General features: G+C 24.6%; 21 protein-coding genes and 1 riboswitch. Of the genes, 19 read left to right on the top strand and 2 right to left on the bottom strand.

Annotated features, from left to right (window positions below; genetic code table 11):
• The 11 genes from amrS (at position 1) to asnB (ending at position 12,976) form a co-directional block, all read left to right on the top strand.
• Positions 1–987, top strand: a complete 987-nt coding sequence (gene amrS, locus KYD98_RS08280; RefSeq protein ID WP_219779147.1) for an AmmeMemoRadiSam system radical SAM enzyme — start codon at positions 1–3, stop codon at positions 985–987.
• A gap of 332 nt (positions 988–1,319) precedes the next feature.
• Positions 1,320–1,877, top strand: a complete 558-nt coding sequence (locus KYD98_RS08275; RefSeq protein ID WP_219779284.1) for an RNA polymerase sigma factor — start codon at positions 1,320–1,322, stop codon at positions 1,875–1,877.
• Between the two features lies 1 nt (position 1,878).
• Positions 1,879–3,018: an anti-sigma-I factor RsgI family protein gene (locus KYD98_RS08270; RefSeq protein ID WP_219779145.1), complete on the top strand. Its 1,140-nt coding sequence runs from the start codon at positions 1,879–1,881 to the stop codon at positions 3,016–3,018.
• 241 nt (positions 3,019–3,259) lie between these two features.
• The gene (locus tag KYD98_RS08265; protein ID WP_219779282.1) at positions 3,260–4,126 is read left to right on the top strand and encodes a radical SAM protein; all 867 of its coding nucleotides are present in this window, start codon (positions 3,260–3,262) and stop codon (positions 4,124–4,126) included.
• 154 nt (positions 4,127–4,280) lie between these two features.
• Positions 4,281–4,703, top strand: a complete 423-nt coding sequence (locus KYD98_RS08260; protein WP_219779144.1) for a hypothetical protein — start codon at positions 4,281–4,283, stop codon at positions 4,701–4,703.
• A gap of 311 nt (positions 4,704–5,014) precedes the next feature.
• Complete coding sequence (locus tag KYD98_RS08255) at positions 5,015–5,782, top strand: ABC transporter ATP-binding protein (RefSeq protein WP_219779143.1); 768 nt, start codon at positions 5,015–5,017, stop codon at positions 5,780–5,782.
• Positions 5,772–7,790: an FtsX-like permease family protein gene (locus tag KYD98_RS08250; protein ID WP_219779141.1), complete on the top strand. Its 2,019-nt coding sequence runs from the start codon at positions 5,772–5,774 to the stop codon at positions 7,788–7,790. The genes KYD98_RS08255 and KYD98_RS08250 overlap by 11 nt, the downstream gene beginning before the upstream one ends.
• A 311-nt stretch (positions 7,791–8,101) precedes the next feature.
• Positions 8,102–8,773, top strand: coding sequence for a response regulator transcription factor (locus tag KYD98_RS08245; RefSeq protein ID WP_219779281.1), 672 nt, complete (start codon positions 8,102–8,104; stop codon positions 8,771–8,773).
• Positions 8,770–9,780, top strand: a complete 1,011-nt coding sequence (locus KYD98_RS08240) for a sensor histidine kinase (RefSeq protein WP_219779139.1) — start codon at positions 8,770–8,772, stop codon at positions 9,778–9,780. The genes KYD98_RS08245 and KYD98_RS08240 overlap by 4 nt, the downstream gene beginning before the upstream one ends.
• 548 nt (positions 9,781–10,328) lie before the next feature.
• Entirely contained in the window at positions 10,329–11,036 is a 708-nt protein-coding gene (locus KYD98_RS08235) for a TraX family protein (RefSeq protein ID WP_219779138.1), read from the top strand.
• Between the two features lie 95 nt (positions 11,037–11,131).
• On the top strand, positions 11,132–12,976 hold the full coding sequence (gene asnB / locus KYD98_RS08230; RefSeq protein WP_219779137.1) for an asparagine synthase (glutamine-hydrolyzing): 1,845 nt from the start codon (positions 11,132–11,134) through the stop codon (positions 12,974–12,976).
• Positions 12,977–13,034: 58 nt separating this feature from the next.
• On the opposite strand, the gene KYD98_RS08225 is transcribed toward asnB, so the two are convergent.
• Entirely contained in the window at positions 13,035–13,337 is a 303-nt protein-coding gene (locus KYD98_RS08225; protein WP_219779136.1) for a hypothetical protein, read from the bottom strand.
• 221 nt (positions 13,338–13,558) lie between these two features.
• Positions 13,559–13,655, top strand: a riboswitch (NiCo riboswitch).
• Between the two features lie 211 nt (positions 13,656–13,866).
• On the opposite strand from KYD98_RS08225, the gene KYD98_RS08220 reads away from it, so the two are divergent.
• The 8 genes from KYD98_RS08220 to KYD98_RS08185 all read left to right on the top strand — a co-directional run bounded on the left by KYD98_RS08220 (position 13,867) and on the right by KYD98_RS08185 (position 22,937).
• Positions 13,867–16,401, top strand: a complete 2,535-nt coding sequence (locus tag KYD98_RS08220) for a cation-translocating P-type ATPase (RefSeq protein WP_219779135.1) — start codon at positions 13,867–13,869, stop codon at positions 16,399–16,401.
• Positions 16,402–16,598: 197 nt separating this feature from the next.
• A complete protein-coding gene (locus KYD98_RS08215; protein ID WP_219779134.1) occupies positions 16,599–17,018 on the top strand; it encodes a YaaR family protein in 420 nt (139 codons plus the stop codon).
• A 366-nt stretch (positions 17,019–17,384) separates the two neighbouring features.
• Positions 17,385–18,359, top strand: coding sequence for an ABC transporter substrate-binding protein (locus KYD98_RS08210; protein ID WP_219779133.1), 975 nt, complete (start codon positions 17,385–17,387; stop codon positions 18,357–18,359).
• The gene (locus KYD98_RS08205; RefSeq protein WP_219779132.1) at positions 18,334–19,104 is read left to right on the top strand and encodes an ABC transporter permease; all 771 of its coding nucleotides are present in this window, start codon (positions 18,334–18,336) and stop codon (positions 19,102–19,104) included. Before KYD98_RS08210 ends, KYD98_RS08205 begins: the two co-directional genes overlap by 26 nt.
• Positions 19,088–19,759: an ATP-binding cassette domain-containing protein gene (locus KYD98_RS08200; protein WP_219779131.1), complete on the top strand. Its 672-nt coding sequence runs from the start codon at positions 19,088–19,090 to the stop codon at positions 19,757–19,759. Before KYD98_RS08205 ends, KYD98_RS08200 begins: the two co-directional genes overlap by 17 nt.
• A gap of 37 nt (positions 19,760–19,796) precedes the next feature.
• On the top strand, positions 19,797–21,503 hold the full coding sequence (locus KYD98_RS08195) for an ABC transporter ATP-binding protein (protein ID WP_219779130.1): 1,707 nt from the start codon (positions 19,797–19,799) through the stop codon (positions 21,501–21,503).
• Between the two features lie 241 nt (positions 21,504–21,744).
• A complete protein-coding gene (gene trxA / locus KYD98_RS08190) occupies positions 21,745–22,059 on the top strand; it encodes a thioredoxin (protein WP_219779128.1) in 315 nt (104 codons plus the stop codon).
• A gap of 17 nt (positions 22,060–22,076) precedes the next feature.
• Positions 22,077–22,937 carry an NAD(P)/FAD-dependent oxidoreductase gene (locus tag KYD98_RS08185; protein WP_219779127.1) on the top strand — a complete coding sequence of 287 codons (861 nt, stop codon included), beginning with the start codon at positions 22,077–22,079 and terminating at the stop codon, positions 22,935–22,937.
• Positions 22,938–23,058: 121 nt separating this feature from the next.
• On the opposite strand, the gene KYD98_RS08180 is transcribed toward KYD98_RS08185, so the two are convergent.
• Complete coding sequence (locus KYD98_RS08180) at positions 23,059–23,397, bottom strand: hypothetical protein (RefSeq protein WP_219779126.1); 339 nt, start codon at positions 23,395–23,397, stop codon at positions 23,059–23,061.
• Positions 23,398–23,405 lie beyond the last annotated feature (8 nt).

Below are 23,405 nucleotides of genomic sequence, written 5' to 3'. Positions count from 1 at the left end.
TTGGATTGCGAAATAGCATTTTATGATGAGTCAAATAAGGGAGTTAGATGCAATGTATGTCCACATAAATGTATGTTAGAAGAAGGAAAATTCGGTTTATGTGGAATTAGAACTTTAAAATCTAATGTACCAATTGCAATAAATTATGGAGAAGTAACTTCTATGGGTGCTGATCCAATAGAAAAGAAACCATTATATCATTTTAAACCTTCTAAAAGTATATTATCTATTGGAAGTTTTGGATGCAATATGAGATGTAGTTTTTGTCAAAATTATGAGATATCTCAAAATAAACCACAAACTCAATATATTAGTATAGAAGAATTAATTAAGATTATATCTAAATTAGAAAATAATGTGGGTATTGCTTTTACTTACAATGAACCATTTATGTGGTATGAGTATATTTATGATGTTGCTAAGAAAATAAAAGAATATGATAAAAACATAAATATAGTTATAGTAACCAATGGATATATAAATGAAGCACCATTAAGTAAACTAATTCCATTTATTGATGCCATGAATATTGATTTAAAAGGATATACAAATAGATACTATAATAAAGTATGTGGTGCAAAATTAGAACCAGTATTAGAAACTATAAATACATGTAGTAAACATTGTCATGTAGAAATAACAACATTATTAGTTAGTAACGAAAATGATTCATTAGAAGAAACAAGAGAAATAGCACAGTTTATATCAGGTATAGATAAAAATATACCATTACATTTAAGTAGATATTTTCCAAGATATAAGATGCAAAATAATGCAACTGAGATAGAAAAAATAATAAAATTTAGAGAGGAAGCTAAGAAATATTTAAATTATGTATACATTGGAAATGTTAATGGTGTAGATAATAATACTTATTGTTCAAAGTGTGGAAAGTTACTTATAGGCAGAGAGGGATATGATACTCAAGTTTTAACTAATAAAACTAAGTGTAAAGAATGTGGTGAAAATATAAATATTATATTGTAAATAAAAATTTATAATTATATTTCAATCTAATATAATTATAAATTTTTTTACTTTTAATATATATTTTAAAATGAGAGTGAAAAATTAGAATAAAATTAAAGATTGTTTAGTTTATACATATGATTAAAATAGCATTATATGTTTTAAATTTAAATTATATTTTTATGTCAGATTTTTTTGAGGTAATACGAATAGTATTGTGTAAAGATAATTTTTTAAATGTTTATATATAATTAATAATATTAAAAATAAAAAATATATATTTATTTGTCAGATTTAATTTAATTAATACGAATAGTATTATGAAAAGATGATTTTCAAGGAGGTGTATCATAATTACTGATATTCAGTTATTAAATTTACTAGACTCTGATCCAGAAAAAGGATTAGATCAGATGATGAATTGTTATATGCCACTTATTTATACAATAGTAGCTAATAAAGTTTCAGGAATATATTCAAGAGAAGATATAGAGGAATGCGTAAGTGATGTATTTATAGATGTATTTAATAATAGAAATAGAATTGATATTAATAAGGGATCTATTAAAGCTTTTTTAGCAGTTATAGCAAAAAGAAGAGCGATAGATTTATATAGAAAGAAAGAAGGAAAAAGGAATTTACATAATATTCCTATAGACGATTTGTTTGATATTGGTACTGAGGAAGATATTACTAATTTAGTTGCTAAGAAAGAAGAAAATTTAAAATTGATAGAAGCGATAAAAAAATTAGAACAACCAGATAGAGAAATAATTATAAGAAAATATTATTTAAATCAAAGTTCAAAAGAAATTTCTAAAGCTATTAATTTAAAAGTTAATACAATAGATAAAAAGGCATCAAGATGTTTACAAAAGTTAAAAAAAATATTAGGGGGTGTTTTATAATTTGGAGAAGAGATTAACAGAGGTATTAGATGAAATAAATATAGAAGATACCAGTGTCCTTTTAGAAGATGATATTAATTTACGAATGAATCCATTTGTAAAAAGAAATATTATGAAATCAGTAAAGAAAAAAGTTGAAAACAAAAAAGAAAATTATACTATAAACAAAAGAAAAAATCATAATTTTATGAATGAATTGTTAGGGGGATTTTTTATGAAAAGAAAATTAATTTTAAGTGCAGCTTTAATAGTAGGAATTATGACAGTTGGAATAGGGGGATATTCTTATGCTACAACTCCAAAAGCTTATGTAAGTCTTGATATTAATCCGAGTGTCGAATTAGGTGTAAATGCATTTGATAAAGTTGTTTCTGTTGAAGGTTATAATGAAGATGGTGAAAAAATATTAGAAAATGAAGATTTAATTAATGAAAATATCAATGATGCAGTTGAAGAATTAATTTCTAATGCTATTGAAAATGGATATGTAACTCCTGATAATGAGGCGGTTATATCAATTACAACAGCTACAGATGATATTGCAATGTCAGAAGAACTTCAAAGTTCATTAGAAAATGTTACAAATGAAGTTTTAGAAAATAATAATATTGAAGCAGAAATTCAAGAAGATAATGTAGCTTTACAAAGAAGAGAAGAAGCAAGACAATTAGGAATAACGCCAGGAAAATTAAATCTTATACAAAAGCTTCAAGCATTAGATCCAAATATAAAAGTGGAAGATTATAAAGATACTTCTGTAAAAGAAATACAAAAGAAGAATAAAGAATTAAGGAAAAATAATATAAATACTGAAGAAAATAATGATGATGTGTTAAATAAAGATGAAACTAATATTCAAAATGAGGAGAAAAATAAGCAAGATTTAAATAAGGATATAAATGAAGCAGAAGAAAATCAAAATAAGGAAAAAAATAATAATAAAAATCAAGAAAAAGAATATAATGAAAAAAAACCAGAAAATGATAACTCAAATAAAGAAAAAGATAATATAGATAACGGAAACAGTAATTCAAATAAAGCAGAAAAAGGCAATGTAGATAAAGGAAACAGTAATTCAAATAAATCAGAAAAAAATAATAATTCATCAAATGGACAAAATAAAAATCCAAAAAAACAATAGTAAATAATTTAATAAGATATCAATACGTATTTAAACATAGTAAGTAAATAAAAGGATTATCTCAAATGTAAAAAGATATTTTTGAGATAATCCTTTTTAATGTATAGTAAAAATTTAAGATTATAAAGAGATTTTTGAATTATTGATTTAAGTGTAATGTAGTCACTTTGGTATATAGATTAAATATTTTATGTTAAAATTATAATATGAAAGTTAAAAGATATATTAAGGAGTGATATTTATATATAACTATCCATTATATAGACCACCTAGTGAGAGCAATAGTCTTATAATACAAGCAACACTAGGATGTTCACATAATAAGTGCAACTTTTGCAATATGTATAAATCAAAGAAATTTACAATAAGACCTTTAAAAGATATTAAAGAGGACATAATTTATTTTAGGCAATTATATGGATATGTAGAAAAAGTATTTTTAGCAGATGGAGATGCGCTTATTATTAATACCGAAGATTTAAAGGAATTATTAAAATATATAAAAGATGTATTTCCAGAATGTAAGAGGATAACCCTTTATGGTTCACCTAAATCTATATTGCTTAAAACTCTAGAGGAATTAAATGACCTTAAAAATTTAGGATTATATATGATATATATGGGAGTTGAAAGTGGAGATGATTATGTTTTAAATGATATAAATAAAGGGATGAATTCTAAAGAATTAATTATGGCAGCTAATAGGGTTAAAAGTTCAGAGATATTATTATCGGTAACAGTTATAGCAGGAATTGGAGGAGTAGATAATAGTAAAACTCATGCTATTAAAACTGGAGAACTTATAACTAAAATAAATCCTGATTATTTAGGGGTATTGACTCTTATGGTAGAAGAAGGAACTATTTTATATGATAAAATTTTAAATAAAGAATTTAAAGTTTTAAATGACAAAGAAATTTTGAATGAAACTAAGATATTAATACAAAATATTAATGTAAATACCACTATGATATTTAGATGTAATCATGCATCAAATTACATTTCACTAAAAGGATCTTTACCGAAAGATAAGCAAAACTTATTAAATCAGATAAATTATTATGAAGAAACAAATAGACTAAAACAAGAAAAGTATAGAAGGCTTTAAGATAATTCTATTAAATATCTCAATAAAAAAATTCACTAGATGCATAGTTTTCTAGTGAATTTTTTTATTATGCATTAATAAAGTTTACAAAGATTAACTAATTACATACACTGATTATTAAATAAAACTTTAAATAATTTTAGGAAATAAAAATATGAAGAAGAAAAAGAAAAACAGAAATAATGAGAAATTATCATGTGAAAAAAAAGTAGAATTATTAAAACAGTATTCTGATTATAAGCTAATATTGAATATGCTTAATGCAGTTGTTATTGCAGTACTTTTAAATAGAGAATTTGTTAAGAATGAAATTGTAAAAATTCAAGATGAATTAAATCAAAAGTCTAGTGGATTATATAATGAAAATCTACAAGAAATTCCTAAAAAAACAAATATAATATATGTTATAGTTTCAGGCCTATTTTTTTTAATAGAATATGGACGTTATGAAGAGGAATTAAAGAAAGCAAAAGAAAGTGAAAATTATGAAGAGCTTAAAAATACTTGGATTAATGCACTTTCAGCTTTATTAGTTTTTATTGCAGTTAATATGTCATATACTAATTTAGAAATATAGTTAAGTAAATATAATAAGAAGTCCTAATTCATATTTAATGAGGTAATAGGGATACGTCTTAAATTTACCTCATTTTCTATTTTTACATATTAGTTATGTTATTCATCAGAGTAATAATGTTTATCTTACAAAAATGTAATTTTACTGAAAGGTAAATAAATATGTAGTTATAATTAAATATAATAAAATGATTATATGTTAATGCTTAATAAGCTATAGGGATAATACCATTTAACAATTAGCATAATAATCATTATGTGTAGATTAAATTTTATAAGTTTAAAAATTATTAAAAAATGAGGAGACATACAATGAAAAATATATTAAGTGTAGAAAAAATAGAAAAATATTATGGAAATAAAGCAAATGTAACAAAGGCAATTGATAATATTAGTTTTAAGGTGGACGAAGGTGAATTTGTCGGAATAATGGGACCATCAGGAAGTGGTAAGACAACGTTACTTAACTGTATATCAACAATAGATAATGTTAGTACTGGTAATATACTAATTAATGATAAAGATATTACAAGACTTAAATCAAAAGCATTAGAAAAATTTAGACAAAATGAATTGGGATTTATATTTCAGGATTTTAACTTATTAGATACCTTAACAGCATATGAAAATATAGCATTAGCATTAACTATAAAAGGTGAAAAAGTTTCTAAAGTGGATAAAAAGATACAAGAAGTTGCTAAATATTTAGGAATTGAGCAGGTTTTAAACAAATATCCATATCAAATGTCAGGTGGACAAAAACAAAGAATAGCATGTGCTAGAGCTATAGTTAAAAATCCATCATTAGTTCTTGCAGATGAACCAACAGGAGCACTTGATTCAAAAGCAGCGAGATTATTACTTGAAAGATTTGAATGTTTAAATAACGAATTAAATACTACTATTCTTATGGTTACTCATGATGCATTTACTGCAAGCTATGCACATAGAATTCTCTTTATAAAAGATGGGAAAATATTTACTGAGTTAGTAAGAGGAAATGATACTAGAAAAGAGTTTTTTAATAAAATTATAGAAGTTATAACCCTTTTAGGAGGAGATGATAATAATGTATTCTAAAATTGCCATAGGAAATGTAAAAAAAAGTTTTAAAGATTATGCTATATATTTTTTAACGTTAACGTTAGCTGTATGCATATTTTATAGTTTTAATTCAATAGAATCTCAAAAAGCTATTCTTGAAATTAATAAGTCAGATGCACAATATATTAAATTATTAAATGATGTTATATCAGGTATATCAGTATTTGTATCTGTGATATTAGGTGGATTAATATTATATGCTAATAATTTTTTAATAAAAAAGCGTAAAAAAGAATTAGGAACTTATATGATATTAGGTATGGGAAAAAATAAAATATCTAAAATATTAATTTTAGAAACATTTTTAGTTGGACTGTTATCTTTAGCTAGTGGACTTTTATTGGGTTTCGTAGCAGCACAAGGTTTATCTGTTTTTACTGCAAAGCTATTTGATGTAGGAATGAGTGAATATAAATTCTCAATTTCCACTTTTGCTATAGTTAAAACAGCACTATATTTTGGGATAATCTTTTTACTAGTTATGATATTTAATACAATTGTTATATCAAAATATAAAATAATAGATTTATTAAGAGCAGGTAAAAAAAATGAAAGTATAAAATTTAAAAACCCAATTATATATTTAATGAGCTTTATAGTATGTATAGTATCTCTTGGATTTGCCTATAAAATGATATTATCAGTAGGACTAGATGTTAAAGATATAAGATTTACGTTATCAATTTTACTAGGGATAATTGGAACTTTATTATTTTTCTTTAGTCTTTCAGGATTTGGACTATACATAATAGAGAAGAATAAAAAAATATATTTTAAAGAATTAAATATATTTATATTAAAACAAATAAATAGTAAAATTAATACAAACTTTTTATCAATGGCTATAATGTGTTTAATGCTATTTTTAACTATTACTATATTATCAACAGGAATTGCTTTTAAAAGTGCATTAGAATCAAGTCTTAAAGATACAACACCGTTTGATGCAAGTGCTACTTTATATATAGATGAAAATAATAATTTTGATAATATAGAAGAAAACCTAAAAAATATTGGATTTGAATTTGATAACGGAGAAAAATACATATATTTTAAAGAATATGATTCAAAGATAGATATAAAAGAGTTAATAAGTGCACATGTAGAGGATAAAAATAAAAACAAATTAGATAACTATAAACTTTCAAATGTACATCTTATTAAATTATCAGATTATAATAAAATAAAAAAATTTAAAGATAAAGAACCAGTAACTCTAAAAAATAATGAAGTCTTAATATTATCTAACAATAGTGATACAGTATCAATTATCAATAAATTTTTAGAAAATAACCATAATATTAATGTAAATAAAAAAGAATATACTATAAAAAATGATAAAACAATAGAAGATTCTCTTATTACTAATTTAGTTAAAAGCAATATTTGTACTTTAATAGTTAATGATGAAGTGACAAATAATTTCAAACCATTATCAGATAATTTAAATATAAAGTATAGTGAAAATGGTAAAGAAAAATCACAAGAAAAAATATCTGAATTTTTTAATAGTTTTAAAAGTGAAAAGATAGATTTTAATAAGACTGATTTTATAAATGGAATAACAAAAGAAGAAGTATATTCTGAAAACAAAGGTATGACAACAGTAATATTATTTGTTGCAATATATTTAGGAATAATATTTTTGATATCTAGTATGGCAGTACTTGCATTACAACAATTATCGGAAGCTAGTGATAGTGCAGATAGATATAAATCATTAAAGAAAATTGGTGCAAATGATAGGATGATCAATAAAACTATATTTATTCAAACTTTAATATATTTTAGTCTTCCAGTACTTCTTGCTTTGATACATTCAGTTATTAGTGTAAAAGTGTGTAACAATTTTATATCTATGTTTAATAATACTAATATATTAGGAAATTCATTAATTACAGCTTTAGTGTTTTTAATTGTTTATATTGGATATTTTTATGCTACATATACAGGATATAAGAATATAATTACAAGTAGCAAATAAAACAATATATTTAAAATATAACCTAAAAGAGCTGCTTTAATATAAATATACTATGTTTTTTAGGTTAATTTTAAGTTATATTATAATATTAGAAATAACAATAAATTTATTAATAATAGTAAATATAATGGCTATCTAAAATACATAAATATGTTTTTAAGATAGCCTTTTAAATCTAAAATTTAAATTACTGTTTAAATTTAAAATTTTTATTGAAATAAATTTAAAGGACTTAATTGCAGTATACGAGATATAATTATAAAATACATTACATAAACTAAGGTTAAATAAAAATAGATAGGATGAACGAGATTATGAAAATAATTATTGTTGAAGATGATCAAGTAATCAGAGAGGAACTTGAAAATCTTTTAAATAGATATGGATATGAAGTTAAATCACCAAGTGATTTTAGTAATATTATAGATTATATAGAAAAAGAAAATGCTAATATTATATTACTAGATATTAATCTTCCATTTTTTGATGGTTATCATATTTGTAGAGAGATAAGAAAAAAATCAGATGTACCAATAATTATAGTAACTAGTAGAGATAGTCAAGTGGATGAACTTATGAGTATGAATTTTGGAGCAGATGATTTTATAACTAAGCCATACAATACAGAAATATTATTAGCGCGTATAAGTTCTATTTTAAAAAGGACTTATGGAAATAATTCATTACAGGATACTTTAACATATAAAAATTTAAATATAAATTTAGCCAATGCTACTATTAAGGTAGGAGAAAAATCATTAGAATTAACTAAAAATGAAATTAAGATACTTTCATTTTTAATAAAAAATAAAGGAAATATAGTATCAAGAGAAACTCTTATGAATTATTTATGGAATTCAGATTGTTTTGTAGATGATAATACTCTTTCAGTAAATGTTACAAGATTAAGAAAGAAGCTTATTGATATAGGAGCAGAGAATATTATAGAAACTAAGAGAGGATTAGGTTATATAATTCAATGAGTATAGAAGAATTTTTAAAAGAAAAAGCTCCTTTTTTATTTTTAAATTTAGTCTTATTTATTTTTGCTGCAACTATAATGATTTTAATAGATACATCTGTAGTTATAATTTTTTTAACTTTTTGTATTTGGTTTGTACCATTAGTTTCATATATCATCATAGAATTAATAAAACATAAGAGATATTATGATGAGATTCAGGGAATATTAGAAAATTTAGAGAAAAAATATTTATTATCAGAAGTTATAAATGAACCAAATTTTATTGATGGAAGAATTATTTATAATATACTTAAAGAGACATGTAGATATATGAATGAAAATGTGAAATATTATAAAGATATGCAACATGATTATAGAGAATATATTGAAACTTGGGTACATGAAATAAAGACGCCAATAGCATCAACAAAATTAATTATAGAGAATAATAACAACCAAGTAACAGATAGAATAAATATTCAAGTAAATAGAATTGAAACATTCATAGAACAGGTATTATATTATTCAAGAAGTAATGATGCTAATAAGGATTATATTATAAAAGAAGTTGAATTAAATAAAGTTGTAATGAATGTTATAAAAAGAAATTCTAGAGATTTTATTAATAAAAAAATAAAATTCGATGTGAAAAATATAGATAAAACAATATATAGTGATATTCAATGGATTGAATTCATATTAAATCAGATAATATTGAACGCTATTAAATATTCAAAGGAGAGAGATGGAAAAATAGCTATTTATTCATCTCAAAATTCAAATTCTATAATATTAACTATAGAAGATAATGGGGTTGGAATAGTAGAAAAAGATATAAATAAAGTTTTTGAAAAGGGTTTTACTGGTGAGAATGGAAGAAAGTTTGGAAAAGCAACGGGAATGGGATTGTATTTATGTAAAAAACTTTGTAATAAATTGGGTTTAGGAATTAATATTGAATCAACAGTAAATGAGGGAACTAAAGTTCATATAAATTTTCCTTTAAGCAACTTTATGAATTTTTAATAATTAATCATTTGTTAAGTGAAGGTTGGTGTTAGTATAAAGCAAATTCAAATTTTAATTCTCCAAGTTTTATAAAGTCTTGGCAATAGTTTACACTTATATTATAATATTAATTTTCTTAAAACATAATCTTATTAAGAACATTTATATTACAATAATGAAAGATAAGTGTAAGACTAATAAATATAAGATAATTTTAAAATCAGCTATAATTAATTCATAAGATAAAACAAGGAGCTGATTTAAATGAAAAACATTTTTGAAGTAATAAAAATAATTGCTTTAGTAATATTTGTAGGCTACGATGAAGAAAATTTTGAAATGATATAATAAGTTAAAATAAAAAAATGATATTAATAATTTAAATATTCTCTGTAAATAACACAAATATAAAGTGATATTTACAGAGTTTTTTTAGGTGCGTTTATTTTAAAAATATTAACTTACAAAAATGTAATCTTAATGAAATGTAAAACAATATGTAATTAAGTATAAATAATTTAAAATCGTTAGTGTAATAAATTTAGAAATTGTTAGGAGGAAAATAGATGAAAAGATTTAATACTTTTATATTAAAAATTATGGCAATTATATTTATGACTTTAGATCATGTTTATACTTATATTGCAGGTAAAGGGGATATAAATATTCCAATATGGTTTGGATACTTAGGAAAATTAGCAGCACCAATATTTTTCTATTTAATAGTAGAAGGATTTTTTCACACAAAAAGTAGAAAAAAATATAGTGGAAGACTTTTGGGAGTTGCAGGGTTAATGGCAATAATAGATATTATTTTAGATATACATAATAATATATTTTTATCATTAGGATTAGGTGTAATACTAATGAGCGTTATAGAATATTGTAAAGAAAATAAAAGAAATAGTAAGAAATTAATATTTGGAGTATTAGTATCTATATTAGTATCTGTATTAATGATGTTTACAGAAGCATCATATTATGGTTTAGCAATGATATTAACGTTTTATTTTTTTAGAGAGAAGAAAGTTATTATGTCTATAGTTTATATAGTATTTAGTTTGTTGCCGGTTTTAGGAAATCTAAGTTTAGGAGAATATTTTACTGAATCTATATTTTTATGGGATTATCAATGGATGATGGTATTTTCAATAATCTTTATTAATATGTATAATGGGAAATTAGGATTTAATAATAAGTTTATAAAGTGGTTCTTTTATGGTTTTTATCCTATTCATTTAATGATTATTATATTGATAAGTAATGTCTATTAAATGTTAAAAAAATGTACACAACACTTTTTAATTAATCATATTTTAATAAAATAAAGTATTATATAAATACTAAATATTTATAGAAGGTGAGATATATGTGTGGTATTGCTGGTTTAGTAAATTTTAAACAAAATATAGTATTAGATAAAAAAATATTAGAAAAAATGGTGAAAACTTTAGATAAAAGAGGTCCTGATAGTTCAGGTTATTATATTAGTAAAAATGTTTTGTTAGGACATAGACGATTAATAGTTGTTGATCCAGAGGGTGGAATTCAACCTATGACTAAGATATTTGAAGGAAACAAATTTACAATTGTGTATAATGGAGAATTATATAATACAGAAGATTTACGAAAAGAATTAAAAAATAAAGGATTTAAATTTGATTCTTATTCAGATACAGAAGTATTACTTACTTCATATATATATTGGGGAAAAGAATGTGTAAATAAGTTGAATGGAATTTTTGCTTTTGGAATTTATGATGAAAAGAATAGTCAAGTATTTTTAGCAAGAGATCAAATAGGAGTAAAGCCATTATTTTATACAGTACATGATGGCACAGTAGTATTTGGATCAGAAATAAAAACAATTTTGGCAAATTCCAAAATTAAAAGAGAAGTTGATAAAGAAGGTTTAACTGAAATTTTTGCACTAGGACCATCTGTATCTCCAGGAAATGCTATATTCAAAAATATAAAAGAGATTGCTCCTGCAAATTGTATGCTTATATCTAAAGATATGAGTATTAAAAAATGGGAGTATTGGAAGTTGGAAGCTAAGGAATTTACAGAAACTCCAGAAGAAGCCATAGAGCATGTTAGGTATTTATTGATAGATGCAATAAAGAGACAATTAGTTGGAGACGTACCTGTTTGCACGTTTTTATCAGGTGGGTTAGATTCATCAGCTATTTCAACTATAGCATCAAAAGAGTTTAAAAAGCAGGGTAAAATTCTTACAACTTATTCAATAGACTATGAAGATAATGATAAATATTTTAAATCATCATTATTTCAGCCTACATCTGATGAATATTGGGTAAAGATTATGTCTGACTCCATTAAAAATAATCATAAAAGTGTAGTATTAAATCATGAAGATTTAGCAAATGCGTTAAAAGATTCTGTTATAGCAAGAGATTTACCAGGTATGGCAGATATAGATTCCTCTTTATTATTATTTTGTAAACAAATACGTAAGGATTTTGTTGTAGGATTATCGGGAGAATGTGCAGATGAAATATTTGCTGGATATCCTTGGTTTACAAATGACGAAATGTTTTATTTAGATACTTTCCCTTGGTCCAGATTTGTTAGTGACAGAAAAGTTATAGTTAATGAAAACTTAAAGAACATGCCTATTGATGAATTAGTAAGATATCAGTATGAAAAATCTTTAAGCAAAGTACCTCATATTGATGGAGAAAATAAAAAAAATTATAGAATGAGAGAAATATCTTATTTAAATTTGAAATGGTTTATGGTTAATCTTTTAAATAGAAAAGACAGAATGAGTATGTATAATAGCTTAGAAGTAAGGGTACCATTTGCAGATATAAGATTAGTTGATTATGCATTTAATTTACCAGCAGAAGTTAAATTATATAAAGGTAGAGAAAAGGGAGTACTTCGAGCAGCGTTAGAAGGAATACTTCCTAACAATATAATATATAGAAAAAAGAGTCCGTATCCTAAAACACATAATCCAATATATACTGAAATAGTTTGTAAAATGATGAATGATTTATTAGATAAAAAATCATCACCAATTCACGAGATTATTGATGAGAAGATTGTAAGACAAATTGTTGATAGTAAAGGTTCATCATATAAATCACCTTGGTATGGTCAATTAATGACAGGACCTCAGTTAATTGCTTATTTAATTCAAATAAATATATGGCTAGAAGAATATAATATTAATATTTTAATCTAATATATTAAAAAAGATATCTAAAAAGCATATTATTTTTAGATATCTTTTTTAATGTACATTACTCGTATTTAAATTTAATAGATATTTCTTTAATTTCACCTTTAGAATTTTTTCTAATATTAAATTGCTTTATATCAATAAAATCATTATTTAATTGATGCGTTAATTCTGTAATAGTAGCTTTAGTTTTTTTAGTTAACTCACCATCTTCTATTACTTTAAATCTAGACTTTCTACAAGTGGTTTCTTCACTTTTATCATCAATAATAACAAAATATTCTGGGGCTTCCTCAATAACTAAATACTCTTTGCCCAAAGTTAAAGTCGAACATAAATTATTATCTATACATTTAACTATCATAATAAATACCTCCTAATGTTAAATTCATATATATAGTAGTATAAAAACTAATTAATTGATACTAGCAAAATGTATAAAAATAATAATTAAAAATAGTAAAATCTTATAAGTACAAAAGTAATAATATAAATTAAAAAGTAAAATAATAAGAAAAGTTTCACTTTTATATAGTAATGCATATATTGAAATATAAAGAATCTCTTTGCACTGCATATAAATCTACAGTACAAACTGATCAGGCGATGGACTAATGTAATTCCATGAGGCCGGGCTGCAATTGGCAGCAGCAGATGAAACATGCACATCTGCGGGACAGTAGTATGTTCCGCAGGTGTGTTTTTTTATTATTTAGAAAGTAAAGAAATTAAATTTATAGATAACTTTTATGAAAGTTTAATTTATAAATACGAAGAAATTGTCTAAAGAATAAAAAAAATATACACGCGGAATAATAAAAAATTATGTTGGATGTATGAAGTGCCATAGAGCTATCTTAAAACGCCAGTTAGGCAATAAGGAGGTAACTTTTATGACAAAAGAACAAATTATAACTAATGGCTTAACTAGTACAGAAGTAAAAAAACTACAACAGAAATATGGAAAAAATGAACTGATACCAAATCAAAAACAAAGTTTTTTAAAAAAAGTTATTCACATTATATGTGAACCTATGTTTTTACTATTACTTTTAGCAGCAGTAATATACTTTATTTTAGGAGAACCACGAGATGGAGCTGTTATGCTAATTTTTGTGGTTGGTGTTATAAGTATAGACGTAATACAAGAATGGAAAACAGATAAGACATTAAATGCACTTAAAGATTTATCTGAACCAAACATCACTGTGATTAGGGATGGAAAAGAAATTTTAATTGCTAGTATAGATTTGGTTCCAGGTGATTTAATGATTATTACAGAGGGAATAAAAATTCCAGCAGATGGAGAAATACTTAAAGCAAGTGATTTATGTATTGATGAATCTTCGTTAACTGGTGAAGCTGAAGGTGTTTGGAAAACAACTATTGAGAATTCAGAATTTTCTACAGGCTATTGGAGAAACGATTATTGTTATGCAGGAACTTTAGTTATACAAGGGAGTGCTTACGTATTAGTAGATAAAATAGGTTTATCTACTGAATATGGAAAGATAGGAAATGATGTGGCATCAGCACCAGAAAAACCAACGCAACTTCAAAAACAGACTGGTAGCTTAGTAAAACTATGGTCAGGAATCGCTGCTGTATTATTTATATTGGTTGGTATAATCACCTATTTTAATATTTCAGATCATGAATTTAAAGATAGAATTATTGAAAGTATTTTATCTGGTATAACTCTTGCAATGGCAATGATACCAGAAGAATTTCCAGTTATTCTTACTGTATTTTTATCTATGGGAGCATGGAGGCTTGCTAAAAAAAAGTCACTTGTTCGTAGATTGCCATCGGTAGAAACATTAGGAGCTGTTTCAGTACTTTGTGTTGATAAAACTGGAACTATTACAATGAATAAGATGACAGTGTGTGATACTTGGTCATTTAATAAAGAAGATAACAAACTATGCTTATGTGAAATAATGGGTTTAGCATGTGAGACTGATGCATATGATCCAATGGAAAAAGCAATGTTAAATTATTGTGAGAATCTAGGAATATTAAAAAATCATTTATTTGGAGGGGAACTAATAACAGAGTATGCTTTTACTAATGAGTTAAAAATGATGGGACATGTTTGGAAGCATGATGGAGAAATTATAATTGCAGCTAAAGGGTCTCCTGAACGTATTTTAACAATTTGTAATCTTTCAGAAAAAGAACTTAAATTAACAGAAGATAAAATTATAGATATGTCTAAACGTGGATTAAGAGTTATAGCGGTAGGAGAAATGCATGTGCAAAATGAATCTGAAATACCAACAAAACTTACAGATTGTACTCTTACATTATCAGGATTGATTGGACTTGCTGATCCTCCAAGAAAATCGGTAAAAGAGGATATCTATCATTGTACACGTGCAGGAGTAAGAGTAGTTATGATTACTGGAGATAATGGTATTACTGCAAGTAGTATAGCAAAACAAGTTGGTATGCCTAATAGTGAAAATATTATTACAGGTGATGAACTTAATAATATGAGTGACGAAGAATTACGTAAACGTGTAAAAGAGGTAAGTATATTTTCGCGTGTTGTGCCAGAACATAAAATGCGTATTGTTAGGGCTTTTAAAGATAATGGAGAAATTGTAGCAATGACTGGTGATGGTGTAAATGATGCACCAGCTTTAAAATATGCTGATATTGGCATAGCTATGGGAAAACATGGGTCTGAAGTTTCTCGTGAAGCTGCTGATTTAATCCTTATGGATGATAATTTTTCTGTAATTGTAGATACTATAAAAGACGGACGTAGAATATATGATAATATTCGTAAGGCTATGGGGTATGTGTTTACTATTCATATTCCAATTGCATTTGCGTCATTATTAGCACCAATGCTTAAAATTAGTTCAGTTAGTCTGTTTTTATTACCAATTCATGTAGTTCTTTTGGAACTTATTATAGATCCTACATGTTCAATTGTTTTAGAACGTCAACCAGCGGAATATGATATTATGGAACGTGCACCTAGAAATTCAAATGAAAAAATTTTGAAAGCAGGTACACTTGTTAAAAGTATTTTGCAAGGAATTGTGGTTTTTGTAGCTTCATTTGGTATGTATTTTATAATTCTTAATAAAGGAATTAAAAATCCAGAAATTGCTCGTTCAATGGGACTTGTAATAATTATGTTAGCGAATCTTTTTCTTGTACAAGTTAACAGTTCTGATTCAGTATTTGTGTTGCAATCAATGAAGTATTTAATAAAAGATAAAATTATGTGGGTTGTTAATATAGGAACAATACTAGGTATATTAATAATTCTATATACTCCTTTAAATGTTTTTTTGAAATTAGCACCACTTAATATAGGACAATTTTTACTAAGTTTTGGAATTGCAGGAGTATCAGTGCTGTGGTATGAAGTTGTTAAGTTTATTAAAAAAATATATTCTAGAATCCAATAAAGAGTATAAAATATTATAAATCTTTAAATTTGATTTAGATAAAACTCGTTGTATATTTTAATTTACAATGAGTTTTATATTATTTAAATATATTTTTGTTTTTTGCAAATAATTTATACGATATAATATAATAAAGAAAAATGGAGAAACATTAATTTTTTTGTTATAATTAGACTTAAAGAAAGGATTGAATTGTTATGGAAATAGGGAGAGTACGAAGTGGAAGTGTAACATCTGAAAGAAAAATTGTATCAGAAAAAAAAGATTTCTCACAAAGTTTTAATCATGCTAAGGAAAGAAAATCAGAGGAACAACTTAGAAAATTGATGGATGATATAAAGAAAAGAGGAAATAAGCTTGTATTAACAAAAACATATGTTGATGTTGTTATGTATAAGAAGATGATAAAAGAGTATTTAGAATCTATCTTAAAATTTATGTATGACACTAAAAAAGATATTAGTTTTTGGCAAACACAATATTTCGTTACAGTAGATACTATAGATGGAAAACTTGAAGAATTAACTAATTTACTTTTATCAGAAGAAAAAGAAAATATAAATATTGCTTCAACTATAGATGAAATTCAAGGATTAATTGTAGATATATATAGATAAATACAATTTAAAATTAAGGTTATGTTTAAAACATAGAATAAATAAAAGATAAAGTTTTTATTTAAATTAAGATTTATAGATTTAAAAGAATTAGATTACTAAATGATATTAACTTTAAATTAAGCTAATATCATTTTTTTTATTCTTTAGAATATACCATATCATTATTCCTGTACTACGTTTGAAAAAGGTGCATGCTTAAGGTTTTTAAGGGGAAATTAAAATAGGAAGAACATAATTTACTATTAGTATAAATGTAAAATAATACATTTAATTATTGTTTTTTGGATATACTTAATTTGGGGTTTTAATATAGTTGTGTTATTATAATCATTATTAAAGATAATTTAAGGAAGTGAAATTTAAATGAAAAAAATATCGATATTTTTAGTATTACTCTTATCAATTTTTATGTTTACAGGATGTACTGGTTCTAGCATGACAGATGATACTAAAGAAGTTAACTTTATAGTTCCAGACGGTCTTCCAGCGATATCAATAGCTAAAATTATAAAAGAAAGACCAGAAATTAAAAAGGGATATAATGTTAAATATAATATAGAAAAAACAACAGATAATGTAGTTACATCTGTTATGAAAGGAGAAGCTGATATTGCAATAGTTCCTTCAAATTTAGCAGCTACATCTTTTAATAAAAATGGAGATTATGTAATAGCAGGAACTGTAGGTTGGGGATCATTCTTTTTAGTTTCGACTGAATCTAATCAAACAGTTGAAAGTTTAAAAGGTAAGGAACTGTATAATATTGGAAAGGGATTAACTCCTGATATTATAACTAAATCGGTTTTAAAAAATAAGGGTATAGATATTGACAAAGATATTAACTTTAGTTATGTAGGTGGAGTAACAGAACTTGCACCAATAATATTATCTGATAAAGCTAAGTATGTAGTATTACCAGAACCAGCTTTATCTAATGTTTCAAGTAAAAAAGAAAACCTAAATGTGATTTTAAATCTTAATGAAGAATGGAAAAAAGAAAATAATATAGAATATGGATTCCCACAATCAACAATAATAATAAAAAAAGAATTAGTAAAAAAAGATAAAAAATTTGTAGATAATATTTTAAAAGAAATTGAAAATAGTACTATATGGGCATATGAAGATAGAGAAGGTTTAGGAACATATTGTGAAGAAATAGGAATTTCTGCAAAAAAACCAATAATAATTTCAGCAATGGATAAATCCAATATAAAATATGTAAACATTAAAGATTCGCTTAAAGAATATCAAACTTATTTTAATAAACTATATGAATTTGATAGTAATACAGTTGGAGGAAAAGTACCGGATGAAGGAATATACATGGAGAAGTAAATTAGGCATCTTATTATCATGTTTATTTTTTTTAATAGTATGGCAAGTTTTAGCAACAATAATTAATAATGATATATATATTCCAACAATAAATCAAATAATAAGTGAAACTAGAAATATTATTTGTAATGATAATTTCTTAAAAATGCTTTTAAGTAGTTTATATAGAACAGCATTAAGTTATATATTTGCTGTATTATTAGCTGTAGTTTTAGGGGTACTAACATTTTTGTACCCCTTTTTTAGATATTTAATGGCACCTATTAATGCTTTTGCAAAAACTATTCCGACAATGGTACTGGTTGTTTTGACATTAGTTTGGTTTAATAAAGATAAAGCACCATTTGTAGTAGGTTTTGCTATAACGTTCCCAATATTATATGAAGGTATATTAAGTAATCTTATAAATTTTGATAAAAAGCTGATTGAAATGTTAGATATATATGAGGTGTCATTGAATGATAGAATAAAAGGAGTATATTGGCCAGTTATAAAATTTTATTTAATAAGTATATTTGTATCAACATTTTCATTGGCTTTTAAGGTTGTTATTGCTGGAGAAGTACATGGACAACCTAAATTTGGGATTGGTTCTGCAATACAATTAGAAAAGGTTAATTTTAATACAAGTGGAATATTTGCATGGATAGTTATAATTGCTGTAATATCAATAATTTTTGAATTTATTAATAAAGTCTTTAAAAATAGTACATATAGGTGGAAGAAAAATGAAATTGGAAGTTAGAAATTTAACAAAATCCTATGATAATGAAAAAATATTTAAAAATTTTAATTTACAATTTTCTGATGAAAAAGTTAATTGCATAATAGGGGAATCAGGATGTGGTAAAAGTACTTTGTTAAATATTTTAGCACATTTGATTTCAGTAGATGATGGTAAAATATTAGGAATATCTAAACAAGATATAAGCTATATTTTCCAAGAAGATAGGTTAATAGAATGGCTTACAATTAAAGAAAATTTAAATATTGCTTTAAAAAGATATTATGATGATTCAGAGATAGAAAGTAGAATTAATAACTTACTTTTATCTTTAGGTCTTGAAAATGTAAAAGATAAATATCCAAGTGAATTAAGTGGAGGAATGAAACAAAGAGTAAATATAGCTAGAGCTTTTGGAAAACCATCAAAATTAATTTTGATGGATGAGCCATTTAAATCATTAGATTATACATTAAAGTATAAAATTATAGATGAATTTAAGTATATGCTTTTAAAGGAAAATAGAATGGTTATATTAGTAACTCATGATGTTGAAGAGGCAATATATTTTGATGGGAATATAATAGTATTAGGAAAAAGACCTGTTGAAGTAAAAAAAGTTTTTTCTAAAGATTTATATAACTCTAAAGAAGAAATCATTAATTTAATAAGATAGAAATTAATTAAAATATGTTTAAGGGAGGAAGGACTATATGATAAAAAAATTTATTGGTTTTTATAAACCGTATAAAAAATTATTTGTTTTTGATTTGATTGCAGCATTTATAGCGGCACTATGTGATTTAGTATATCCAATGATGACTAGAAAACTTATAAATGACTCTATTCCTAATAAAAATATTAGGTTAATAGTAGTATTTGCAGTGGTATTATTACTTATATTTATAGTTAAAGCTTTGTGTGGATACTTTATGCAATATTGGGGACATGTTGTTGGGGTAAGGATGCAGGCAGATATGAGAAGAGATGTGTTTAAGCACTTACAAAGGTTACCTAATAAGTATTTTGATAATAATAAAACTGGAGATATAATGTCTAGAATAATAAATGATTTAATGGATATTTCTGAACTTGCTCATCACGGTCCAGAAGATATATTTATATCTATTATTATGCTTATAGGATCATTTATTATACTTTGTACAATAAATATACCACTTACATTAATTATATTTGCTTTTATTCCACCGATAGTAATTTTTACAATGTTTCAAAGAAAAAGAATGAATAAAGCATTTTTAGATACAAAAGTTGAAACAGGAGCAGTAAATGCAAATCTTCAAAATAGTATTTCTGGAATAAGTATTTCTAAAGCATTTGTAAGTCATAAATCAGAAGAAGAAAAATTTGAAATTGGAAACAGGAAGTTTATAAATGCTAGAGAAAGAGCTTATAAGGTTATGGCAGAATATTTTGCCGGGGCTGGATTAGGTATCGATGTATTAAATTATATAGGATTAATTTTTGGTGGAATCTTTACGTTTGTTGGGATTATAGATATTGGTGATTATATGGCATATATGCTATATATAAGACTTTTTACAGAGCCAATTAAAAAATTAATAAACTTTATGGAACAGTTTCAAAATGGCATAACTGGATTTGAAAGATATATGCAAATTATGAATGAAGAACAAGAAAAAGATAAAGAACAGGCAATAAATCTATCAAATGTAAAAGGTGAAATAGAGTTTAAAAATATAGATTTTAGTTATGATGGACAAGATATTTTAAAAGGTTTTTCTATCAAAATTGAGCAAGGAAAAATGCTAGCTTTAGTTGGACATTCAGGAACAGGTAAGACAACAATTTGCAATCTTATTCCTAGATTTTACGATGTAAAATGTGGAGATATATTGATAGATGGAAAGAGTATATATGATGTAAGCTTAAATTCTTTAAGAAGTAACATTGGAATAGTACAACAAGAGGTATTTTTATTTACAGGAACAATAAGAGATAATATTTTATATGGTAAAAATGATGCTACTGAAGAGGAAATATTATCTGCTGCTAAGATGGCTAACATACATGAATTTATTGAAAATTTACCGCAAGGTTATGATACATATATTGGTGAAAGAGGAGTTAAATTATCAGGAGGACAGAAACAACGTATTTCTATTGCAAGAGTATTTTTAAAGAATCCATCTATTTTAATACTTGATGAAGCAACATCTGCATTAGATAATGCAACTGAACATATAATACAAGAATCACTTAAAAAATTATGTAAAGATAGAACTACAATAGTAGTAGCTCATAGATTATCAACAATTAAAAATGCAGATGAAATAGTTGTTATAGGAAATAAAGGAATAATTGAAAAGGGAACTCATAAAGAATTAATTATTAAAAATGGAGAATATAATAAATTACAAAGTATAGCTTCGATTTAATATAGTGATTTAAATTAGTATATAAATATTAAAAATATTTACTTAGGATTAATTATATTAAATTAATTAATAAAAGTGTATTTAAACTTATAATTAAATTAGAACAATAATTGATGCAAGTGAATATTTTGATAGAAGAGATATAAAATATAATTAATATTATATTTTATTTTAAAATTAAATTGGAATAAAATAGATAAAGATATATACTTATATATAGATATAATTAAGGAGGAGAATTATGATTAAGCATATAAATGATTCAGATTTTGAAAATGAAGTTTTAGATTGTGATGAGTTAGTTTTAGTAGACTTTTGGGCTACTTGGTGTGGACCTTGTAGGATGTTGGCGCCAGTTTTAGAAGAGTTAGATAAAGAATTTAAACATGTTAAATTTACAAAAGTAGATGTTGATAAAAATCCATTAACATCTATGCAACATGGAATTCAAAGCATACCAACTATTAAATTATTTAAAGGTGGAAAGCCAGTAGAAACATCAGTCGGATTTTTACCAAAAGAAGTTTTGGAAAATTTAATTAAAAATAACCTATAGAAAATAAGGTGGTAACTATGGAAAAAAGATATGATATAGCAATAATAGGAAGTGGACCAGCAGGTCTTTCAGCAGCATTAAATGCTAAGATAAGAAACAAAAGTTTTATTATATTTGGAAATAAAAATTTAAGCTCTAAATTGCAAAAAGCTCCTAAAGTTAATAATTATTTAGGTTTTTATGGAGTAACAGGAGAAGAATTAAAAGAAAAATTTATAGATCATATAAAATCTATGGATATAAATATTCAAGAAGAACGTGTAAATAATATTTATGCAATGGGAGAATATTTTACTTTAATGGTCAATGAAAAGATGTATGAGGCTAAAGCAGTAATTCTTGCTACTGGAGTAGAATATACAAAAGCACTTGAAGGTGAGGAAGAATTTTTAGGAAAAGGAGTTGGATATTGTGCAACATGTGATGCACCTTTATATAAAGATAAAGTAGTTTCTATAATATCTTATAATAAAGAAGGTGAAAAGGATGCTTCATATGTTAGTGAATTAGCTAAATCTGTTTATTATATACCTATGTATAGAGATGTATATAATATAAATGATAAGGTAAATATTATAGAAGATAAACCAATAAAAATTAAAGGAAATCAAAAAGTAGAAAAACTAGTGTTAAAAGATAATGAACTAGAAACAGATGGGGTTTTTCTATTAAAAGATTCTATATCACCTAAACAACTAGTACCGGGGCTTAAAATATTAGATGGCCATGTTGAAGTAGATAGAAATATGCAAACTAGTATAAAAGGTTGTTTCGCTGCTGGAGATTGTGTTGGTAAGCCATATCAATATATTAAAGCGGCAGGAGAAGGTAATATAGCATCCTTAAGTGCAGTAGCATATTTGGATTCTTTAAAATAGTAAGTCATAATCAAGAAAATAATAGTAGCATTTTGAACTTGATATTTTCTTTAATATACCTAAATAGCTGTATTTATTACTAAATACAGCTATTATTTTTAGAGTCGCCTGAATGAATTTTTTATTTGTTTTTCAAAGTTCGTACAGTTTTAATTTTATTGTACAAAGATTCTTTATCAATTTCCAAAGAGTCAGATAAATTATCAATATCAACTAAACTTTTAGAAATATCATCAATATCGATCAATCCTTTATTTGCTGAGATGAGTTTATCTAATAAAGATTTATTGTTCCTTAAAGAAATAAAATCATTTAAAGTTTCTTTGAATGATTTATTATAATTCATTTTTTTATTTGTATAATAAAGTGAATTAAAAGTATGGCGATCTAAAATTTTATTAGTACCTTCTATTTTAGGTATTAAGTAGTCGTTATCAGTATAATAATTAGTATTAATCATTTTACATA

This window comes from Clostridium weizhouense, from assembly GCF_019431045.1.
Lineage (GTDB): Bacteria > Bacillota > Clostridia > Clostridiales > Clostridiaceae > Clostridium > Clostridium weizhouense.
The sequence above is the reverse complement of the archived record's forward strand: the minus strand, read 5'-3'. Positions and strand labels throughout refer to the sequence as shown.

What these genes read in the sequence shown, in the direction of transcription:
- KYD98_RS08225 (WP_219779136.1), bottom strand. Translation starts at nt 13,337, where the DNA reads ATGATAGTTAAATGTATAGATAATAATTTATGTTCGACTTTAACTTTG.
- KYD98_RS08260 (WP_219779144.1), top strand. Translation starts at nt 4,281, where the DNA reads ATGAAGAAGAAAAAGAAAAACAGAAATAATGAGAAATTATCATGTGAA.
- KYD98_RS08220 (WP_219779135.1), top strand. Translation starts at nt 13,867, where the DNA reads ATGACAAAAGAACAAATTATAACTAATGGCTTAACTAGTACAGAAGTA.
- KYD98_RS08250 (WP_219779141.1), top strand. Translation starts at nt 5,772, where the DNA reads ATGTATTCTAAAATTGCCATAGGAAATGTAAAAAAAAGTTTTAAAGAT.
- KYD98_RS08205 (WP_219779132.1), top strand. Translation starts at nt 18,334, where the DNA reads ATGAAGGAATATACATGGAGAAGTAAATTAGGCATCTTATTATCATGT.
- KYD98_RS08235 (WP_219779138.1), top strand. Translation starts at nt 10,329, where the DNA reads ATGAAAAGATTTAATACTTTTATATTAAAAATTATGGCAATTATATTT.
- KYD98_RS08200 (WP_219779131.1), top strand. Translation starts at nt 19,088, where the DNA reads ATGAAATTGGAAGTTAGAAATTTAACAAAATCCTATGATAATGAAAAA.
- asnB (WP_219779137.1), top strand. Translation starts at nt 11,132, where the DNA reads ATGTGTGGTATTGCTGGTTTAGTAAATTTTAAACAAAATATAGTATTA.
- KYD98_RS08180 (WP_219779126.1), bottom strand. Translation starts at nt 23,397, where the DNA reads ATGATTAATACTAATTATTATACTGATAACGACTACTTAATACCTAAA.
- trxA (WP_219779128.1), top strand. Translation starts at nt 21,745, where the DNA reads ATGATTAAGCATATAAATGATTCAGATTTTGAAAATGAAGTTTTAGAT.
- KYD98_RS08215 (WP_219779134.1), top strand. Translation starts at nt 16,599, where the DNA reads ATGGAAATAGGGAGAGTACGAAGTGGAAGTGTAACATCTGAAAGAAAA.
- KYD98_RS08240 (WP_219779139.1), top strand. Translation starts at nt 8,770, where the DNA reads ATGAGTATAGAAGAATTTTTAAAAGAAAAAGCTCCTTTTTTATTTTTA.
- KYD98_RS08255 (WP_219779143.1), top strand. Translation starts at nt 5,015, where the DNA reads ATGAAAAATATATTAAGTGTAGAAAAAATAGAAAAATATTATGGAAAT.
- KYD98_RS08210 (WP_219779133.1), top strand. Translation starts at nt 17,385, where the DNA reads ATGAAAAAAATATCGATATTTTTAGTATTACTCTTATCAATTTTTATG.
- KYD98_RS08185 (WP_219779127.1), top strand. Translation starts at nt 22,077, where the DNA reads ATGGAAAAAAGATATGATATAGCAATAATAGGAAGTGGACCAGCAGGT.
- KYD98_RS08195 (WP_219779130.1), top strand. Translation starts at nt 19,797, where the DNA reads ATGATAAAAAAATTTATTGGTTTTTATAAACCGTATAAAAAATTATTT.